The 7,813-nt window shown below is 40.5% G+C and carries 5 protein-coding genes and 3 pseudogenes; 3 read left to right on the top strand and 5 right to left on the bottom strand.

Going from position 1 to position 7,813, the window contains the following annotated elements:
- The 3 genes and pseudogenes from BM213_RS13475 to BM213_RS13465 form a co-directional block, all read right to left on the bottom strand.
- On the bottom strand, window positions 1-242 hold a 242-nt coding region (locus BM213_RS13475), incomplete at its 3' end, for a helix-turn-helix domain-containing protein (RefSeq protein ID WP_143091211.1).
- A 399-nt stretch (window positions 243-641) separates the two neighbouring features.
- Window positions 642-1,386: pseudogene (gene istB / locus BM213_RS13470) on the bottom strand (IS21-like element helper ATPase IstB).
- Window positions 1,383-2,012 (bottom strand): hypothetical protein, encoded by a 630-nt coding sequence (locus tag BM213_RS13465; RefSeq protein ID WP_244149301.1) that lies wholly within the window; start codon window positions 2,010-2,012, stop codon window positions 1,383-1,385. The pseudogene istB and the gene BM213_RS13465 overlap by 4 nt, the downstream one beginning before the upstream one ends.
- Window positions 2,013-2,462: 450 nt before the next feature.
- Between BM213_RS13465 and BM213_RS13460 the strand changes: the two genes are divergently transcribed.
- The 3 genes from BM213_RS13460 (at window position 2,463) to BM213_RS13450 (ending at window position 5,037) form a co-directional block, all read left to right on the top strand.
- Window positions 2,463-3,557 (top strand): glycerol dehydrogenase, encoded by a 1,095-nt coding sequence (locus tag BM213_RS13460; RefSeq protein ID WP_049625510.1) that lies wholly within the window; start codon window positions 2,463-2,465, stop codon window positions 3,555-3,557.
- Window positions 3,558-3,910: 353 nt separating this feature from the next.
- Window positions 3,911-4,183 carry a DUF3986 family protein gene (locus tag BM213_RS13455; RefSeq protein ID WP_033026638.1) on the top strand — a complete coding sequence of 91 codons (273 nt, stop codon included), beginning with the start codon at window positions 3,911-3,913 and terminating at the stop codon, window positions 4,181-4,183.
- A gap of 125 nt (window positions 4,184-4,308) precedes the next feature.
- Window positions 4,309-5,037, top strand: coding sequence for a M48 family metallopeptidase (locus BM213_RS13450; RefSeq protein WP_091704993.1), 729 nt, complete (start codon window positions 4,309-4,311; stop codon window positions 5,035-5,037).
- A 42-nt stretch (window positions 5,038-5,079) separates the two neighbouring features.
- Here BM213_RS13450 and BM213_RS13445 read toward each other — a convergent pair.
- Window positions 5,080-7,473: pseudogene (locus BM213_RS13445) on the bottom strand (type I restriction endonuclease subunit R); the annotation flags it as partial.
- A gap of 160 nt (window positions 7,474-7,633) precedes the next feature.
- A pseudogene (locus tag BM213_RS14810) lies at window positions 7,634-7,813 on the bottom strand (RNA-guided endonuclease TnpB family protein); the annotation flags it as partial.

The raw sequence follows: 7,813 nt of genomic DNA, 5'->3' as shown, positions 1-7,813 counted from the left end.
AATCGACGTGGGGCGCCAGGTGAGTATTTCATCTCCAGTCCATCAAGACCGCGCTGGGCGTAGGCATGAATATAGTTATAAATAGTTTTCTTGGATCGACCAATAATCGTTGCGATTTCTCCTTTGGTATATCCCTGCAAATGAAGATAAATCGCTTGGTAGCGTTCATATGCTCGTTTACTTTTTGCTTCTTTCATGGCAGTGGACAACTTTTCGATCTCGTCTTTGTGATTTGGCATCATATTTTCTCTCCGTTCCCCTATTTTCTCTTTGTATTTATTCGCCGTGGAACGGGAGAAAACCTTTATTTCAATTTATATATTTTTTCTTCTTTCGACACACAGATTTTTGTTTATTCTGTTCGATATAAACACCATTGTATATTGAACCAGAATACAAATCCCCTTTTGTTGAAGCATAGGAAGATAATGAGTGTATAGGATATTTCAACAATTATGAAAAACATAAGTAGAAAAGTACTAAGTAAAATTGGGATGGGAATTAAGTAATATCATCAAAAAACATCCATGAGTAAGCTTTTACTCGCCACCCAAGCATGAAAATAACCGCTCATGTTTTTTGCAAGCAAAAAGTGCAGAGAATTGCAAGAAAAAATACATAGGCTTGCCGGCTCAATGAATTTACCTTTCAACCGAGCGAGAAGGGAGCGACTGAACGGCAGAAAGCGCGTGCCGCAAGCGGTAGCTCTCTCCCGTAAACGCGAGAATGTGGGCGTGATGGACCAAACGATCCACCAGCGCTGCCGTCAGGCGGTTGTCCCCAAACACTCGATTCCACTGTCCAAACTCTAAATTCGATGTCACGATGACACTTTTTCGTTCATAACAATCGGCAATGATGTGAAACAGCAGTTCCGATCCCTGCTTTTGAAAAGGTACATAGCCGAGTTCGCAACAGCTCGCATGTGTCGATTTGCCGTTTGAGCCGTCCGAGGGTACCGTCTTTTAACGCCTCTTCGAGCTGGGCGACAAGATCGGCGACACGGAAAAACCGAACTTCATGGCCCCGTTCACACGCTTTTAATCCTAATGCGGTGGCGAGATGGGTTTTTCCTGTTCCCAGCGAACCTAAAAGCAGGACGTTCTGTTTTTGCTCCAAAAAGCGAAGGTCGCAAAGTTCTTCCTTCGAGGTCGTGGTCGGCCAATGAATCTGATCCGACCATTCGTAATCTTTGAGCCATTTCCACTCCCGGAACTTCGCCTTCTTGATCAATCGAGCCTGTTTTGCTTTCTGACGGAACGACAGCTCCAACGCCAACACATCACGCAAAAACTGTTCCTTGGTCTCGTAGGCCACCTCCTCGAATCGATCCGCGATGTACGCCAAATGCAGGGCTTTACAAATCTCTTTTAAATCCATCTTCATGCCCGGCTTCCCCCTTCCCTTGACGGACAAAGACGTTGATCATACACATGTAAATCGGTTTCATAGTCGACTAAAACGGAAGGGGTATAGGCTTCTTCCCATTTCGCGGGATACTCCGAACGCTTCGCCTCCATCAACACCCCGATCTCATGGGGCGTCAAATCCCACCGTTGATACTTGTCAAGCCACTGGGCGATCTCATAGACGGTGTACCGCTCCAGCAGCTTCTGCACTCCTCGAATGCGTGATGCCGTCTGTTTCGGTTGTTCCATGAAGTATTTCCTAATGGCCTCCGGCAAGTAAACTCGAAACCGTGAATACTCCACCACTCGGGGCTTTTGCGCCCATTCCGCCAAAATGTCCTTCCAAGGGAGCTCCCGTTGCTTTTTCGTGTACGGCCTTGGCGCTTCCAGGTACACCTCCCCTTCCTGGGACAAAACCATGAAACGATCCCATTCCTTTTTGACAAGGACACGTTTTGGAATCGGGATCCCATGAACCTCAAACGCCTCCCCATCCACCGTTACTTTCCCGTATTTATTGACATTAGCGTGCCTGCGGACAATTTCGGAAAGCGATAACCCTTTCTTTTCACGCAAATGTTTGATATGATGAATTTCAGGCATTGCTAGCATCCTTTCTTTACCTCCACTGTTTTGTTCTTCACAACCTTAACAGTAGAGGGAATTTTAGGAGCTGGAAAGCCTTTTTTTATGCCATGAAGTTCTGCACTTTTTTGTTGCAGAACTCTGTACTTTCATTTTGCACTAAACAGGGGAAGGGGTTACCAAACCGTTCTCCTTATCAAGAGGCCACCAAACGAAGTGCGGTAGTAGGGTTTTAAAATTTTTCTCGATTTTACGTGTCTATTTTCTTGACATAATACCAACCTCATCTTGTCCCCATTTGACGTGCAATTCGATACAGATTCGACAGGTGACAGGCACAAACGATTCATAAAAAATCTTGCATATTTGTGAAATGTTTCCTATATTAATTGATTTTTCATTTTTACAATGGTATTATAAGAATGTAAGGCCTATTCACAAAATTCTAAAAAATATGGAGGGCTTAATATGGCAAGAATTTTGATTTCACCGAACAAATATATTCAAGGGAAAGGCGAACTAATTAATATTCACAAACATATTGGTCATTTAGGAAGTTCCTTTTTGTTTATTGCTGATGAGTTTGTTCAAAAAATTACAAAAGCGACCATTGAAGAAAGCTTCTCAAATAGCAACAGCACCATTACCTTTGCAACTTTTCGAGGAGAATGTTCAAAACAGGAAATTAATCGACTCAAAAATATCGTTATTGAAAACAAGATTGATGTTGTTGTTGGGGTCGGAGGCGGAAAAACTTTAGATACCGTTAAAGCATTGGGTTACTATACGAATCTGCCGACTGTAGTCGTTCCTACAATTGCTTCTACAGACGCACCATGTAGTGCATTATCTGTCATTTATACAGAGGATGGTGTATTTGAGGAGTATCTTGTCCTCCCTAAAAACCCTGACATCGTATTGGTTGATACACAAATTGTAGCAAATGCACCTGCCAGACTCCTTGCAGCTGGAATTGGGGATGCTTTAGCTACATATGTTGAAGCCAGAGCATGTTACGAAGCAAATGCAATTCCAATGGCTGGAGGAAATATAACGAAATCAGCGATCGGACTAGCTGAGTTATGTCAAAAAATCCTCTTTGAAGAAGGAGTTAGTGCATATCTCGCAGTTCAAAGAAAAACCGTTACAAAGGCTGTTGAAAATGTTGTGGAAGCCAATACGTATTTAAGTGGGATCGGTTTTGAAAGCGGTGGGCTCGCAGCTGCTCATGCGATTCATAACGGCTTCACTGTTTTAGAGGACGTTCACCATCTATATCATGGAGAAAAAGTGGCCTTTGGTACACTTTCCCAATTAGTGCTTGAAAACCGCCCTATGGAAGAAATTGAAAAAATGGTCCGTTTAAATATTGAACTAGGTCTTCCTGTAACTCTTGAACAAATGGGAGTTAAAGAAGATGTTGAGGCCAAAATACGAAAAGTTGCTGAAGCGGCCTGTGCTGAAAATGAAACTATTCACAACATGCCGTTTAAAGTAACGCCAGATGATGTTTATGCCGCCATTTTAGCAGCAGACAGCATTGGAAAACGATTTGTTAAATGAGTGGAAAACTAATCGATCTCACAGTAAAACAAAAATCTATTTTCCTATTTTTTAACCACCGATAAAAAATCGAAATATACTTTCATTTCAAATGTGTTTCCAATCACTCTCCTGTTACTCATTCATCCTATTTCGCGCAGGAGAGTGATTTTTTGTACTTTTATGGAGGAATTGGTGGAATAAACGATAACTTCTTGACTCGGATGAAAAGTTGGAAGTAAAGCAGGCAGAAGAAGGGATAAAATAAACAAGATTCTGTACCTTCATATATGCGATTACAAACTAATATGGTTACGATAAAAAATTACGAACAGTGCCTGGCACCGTTCGCTAATTATAGGGAGTGAATAAACGTGAAATTTGATCCAAATCAGCATCTTCATTTAGGATATTATGAGAACAATGTTGATCTAGAAGCAGTCGCATATAAAATTCAGAATGAAAATAAATGGGTAGTTTTTTTAGATAATGAACAAGATACTACATTAGTTAAAAAAATATTAGATAAGTATGATTTCCATGAAAAATATGGTTACAAGATTTTTACTGTTGATGCAGATGATTTATCTTATGAAGTCGGAAGTAAGCTATTTGAAGAATGGTTAAAAGCAAATAATATAATATAAAATATCACGGCTGTTGATTATCCAAAATTATTACGAACGGTGCCTGGCACCGTTCGCAATTGACCTTTTGCTTTCCCAAAGATAAAATGAAAGACAATTAGAGGAACGAAGGAGTTAGTATTTCTATGCCTAGCTTTCAATATGGCAAGACAACAATAGATTATGCAGTAGAGTATAAGCCAGAAAAGCGGGATGTGACGATATCGGTTGAATGGTTGGAGGGAGTAAAGGTCGTAGCTCCTGAGGGGATAGAGCCTACACTTTTACATTCTATCCTCTATAAAAAAGCTCCATGGATTATTGATAAATGGCAGGCGTTAAATCAAATTTCTGATTGCCCTGCTCCGAAAGAGTTTGTAAGCGGAGAGAAATTTGCTTATTTAGGGCGTAACTATCGATTAAAAGTATATAAAAGCGAGGAAGTTACAAAGCCGGTTCTTATGTTTAAACAAGGGAAATTTATTGCCACGGTGCCACCGCATTTAACAGAAGAAGAAAGAATCTCATTTTTCCAACAAGCGTTCAAAGATTGGTATATTCTGTACGGAGAAATGAAACTACAAGAACGTTTAAAAATTTATTGCCCTAAAATGGGAGTAACCCCTACGAAAATTAAATTAAAAGAACAAAAAATGCGCTGGGGAACATGCACAAACGAAGGAGCCATATATTTAAACTGGAGAATTATGATGGCACCCGTGCCGATTATCGATTATTTGTTAGTACATGAATTAGCGCATCTTAAATATCCGAATCACTCCAATGATTTTTGGCATTTTGTTAAATCTGTGATGTCGGACTATGAACAAAGAAAAGAATGGTTGCGTGTAAATGGCCCAACCTTAACTTTATAAATGACGAAAGCCTCCCTAGATTGGTAGGAGGCTTTCATACGTTTATCGTTTATAATGAACCATCGCTAATGACATAATCTGTTGCGTTACATTTTCTATCTGATCTTTAGGGATAACACTTGCCCGCAACTGCTTTTTAATTTTCTTCCGCATTTCTCGTTTTACATCTTCTTTGTTTACCCAATCAATGACTTGACTTTCCTCGGCGATAATATCTGTCACGAGATGTGTCAACGCATCGATCGCATCTTTATGTTCTTCATCTGGAAGAAGCTGTTGGAACAGCTGGTAAAATGGATATTGTTCCCGTGTAAAGCCGAGGTTTTGTGCCTGTTGGTTGACGTTTCGCATATCGTTGACCATGCTGCGTAGCTTTTCTACCAATTCAGCGATACCCATCATTTTTTTCCGTCTTGCTTCGATTAATTGTTCAAGTTTTTCTCTTAACGACGTGTAGTATACAGGGTTTTCTTCCAGCTTCACTTTAATTTCATGGCGAATCGCATGTTCCATTTCCGCCGCCTGTGCTTCCTTCGATGGCGCTTTTTCTAACCGCTCATCAAACTTACTGGACAAAATATCAATTGGTTCATGGATGACTTCGACAGACTCAGCATATAAATGCTCTGCAATTAATTGTTTGACCTTCTCGCCACACTCGGAAATATCCATTTGCTCGTCACGATATAACGTTTTTGCCATTTGCCGCACTTTACCTAAAAACTTTAAGTCTTCTACATATGGAGAAGCTTCAGGGTTCGGTAAAATCATATCCATTCGTTTGGAAAACTCTTTAAACGCTTTTTCAAACTCATGACGCACATCTTCAGGCTCTAATACTTGAACGCACGCATCGGCATCGCTTCGGTTAATATAGTCGAAAAAGCTCATTGCTTTTCGATGGGCTTGTTTTAACTTTGGCAACTCGCTTTCAATCGGCAACAACGCTCCTTGAATATCTTGTTTAGAGAAAATCGCAAGGGCTTTCTCCAAGAATTTGGATACACCAAAGTAGTCTACAATGAGTCCATACGTTTTTCCTTCATATGTTCGATTTGTACGAGCAATGGCCTGAAGTAGGTTATGCTCTTTTAACGGTTTATCTAAGTACATCACTTGTTCGATTGGTGCGTCAAAGCCTGTGAGAAGCTTATCACAAACAATTAAAATCGCTAGTTTGTCTTCTTCAAACGGCTTTTTGAATCGTTCAATTAATTGCTTTTCTTCCTCACGGGACAGTGAGTAATCTTTTAATAATTCATTGTTTTTATCTTCGGGACCTGTTGAAATAATTAATGCTGTTTCATATTTTCCATTAATGAGTTCATCTAGCTCTTGTTTATAAATCGCCGCCGCTTCACGGTTCACCGCCACCACTTGCGCTTTAAAACCGTTTGGTAAGATATAATTTTCAAAGTGTTCTACAATATCTAAAGCAATTTGCTCAATGCGGCTCGGAGCGGCTAAGATTGCTTCTTCCTTTGCATATTTCTTTTTAATACGCTCACGGTCTTCTTCGCTATAGTCGCTAAATTTACGATCAAATAAGCGATCTAGTGACTCGCCTTGCAAATGAAGGTTCACCATTCGCGCTTCGTAGAAAATCGGAACGGTTGCTCCATCATCGACCGCTTGTTCAATCGTATATTTGTCAATATAAGAGCCAAACGTTCTTGTTGTACTTTTATCTTCTTTATCGATTGGCGTTCCTGTAAAACCGATATAACATGCATTCGGCAAGCCTTTCCGCATGTTCATCGCTAGACCTTTGTATTGTGTGCGGTGCGATTCATCGACTAACACAAAAATATTTTCCGACCTCGAAAGCTCTGGATACTCGTCTTGATCCTTATCTGGTTGGAACTTCTGTACAAGAGTCATAATCGTAGAACCAGGGCCTTGTTGTAATAACCTTTTCAAATCCTTGACGCTTTCCGCTTGTTGCGGATTCGGGAAGCCGCATTTACGGAATGTTTTTGTAATTTGGTCATCCAAATCTTTACGGTCGGTCACAACGACAATCGTTGGATTTTGTAACTCTTTAATTCTTCTAAGTTTTACGGCTAAATATAACATCGTTAAAGACTTTCCTGAACCTTGCGTATGCCAAATCACCCCGCCGCGATCTTTTGGTGTTTTTGCATGTAAAATGCGCTGAATCGCTTTATTGACCGCACGGAATTGTTGATAGCGGGCAATCTTTTTAATGACCCGACCGCCATCAACTTCAAAGACAATGAAGTTTTGAATCAAGTCAAGCAAGTTTTCTTTCGATAACATTCCTGCAACTAAGATATCTTGTTTCGTAGGTGAGTCGCCAAGTTCAGGCACCGTTCTTGGATACGGATCTTTCCACTCGCCGTAATGTTGTACTTTTGCACCAATTGTTCCTGCTTTCGCACGATAATTGCTTGTCGCAATCATAAATTGGTTATACTGAACCTCCCGATGGCTAAAGCCACGGGGTTCTTGTGTACAAAAGGGTTTCTCGTACACCTGCGTGTAGAACTCACCCTTGTTCCACAAGACTTTCATGGGCAAACACCTTACTGGTGCTTATCGCCCTGTGCGCCCGGTTCAAGACGCTTTTTATCATTTAAATTCCCATACTACTTACGACACATGAATGAAGATGAAGTCGTTTGATTTCTTCATCATGCAGTCGAATAAATTGATCCCATCTCTCTAAACATTTTTGTCGATCTATTTCTTTTCGATTGTCTTTCACATTCATGATTAAAAATGCGCTGTATAAATCTCGTTGCACTCTGCGTCC

It is taken from the genome of Anoxybacillus pushchinoensis (assembly GCF_900111795.1).
Taxonomy (GTDB): Bacteria; Bacillota; Bacilli; order Bacillales; family Anoxybacillaceae; genus Anoxybacillus; species Anoxybacillus pushchinoensis.
The sequence above is the reverse complement of the archived record's forward strand: the minus strand, read 5'-3'. Positions and strand labels throughout refer to the sequence as shown.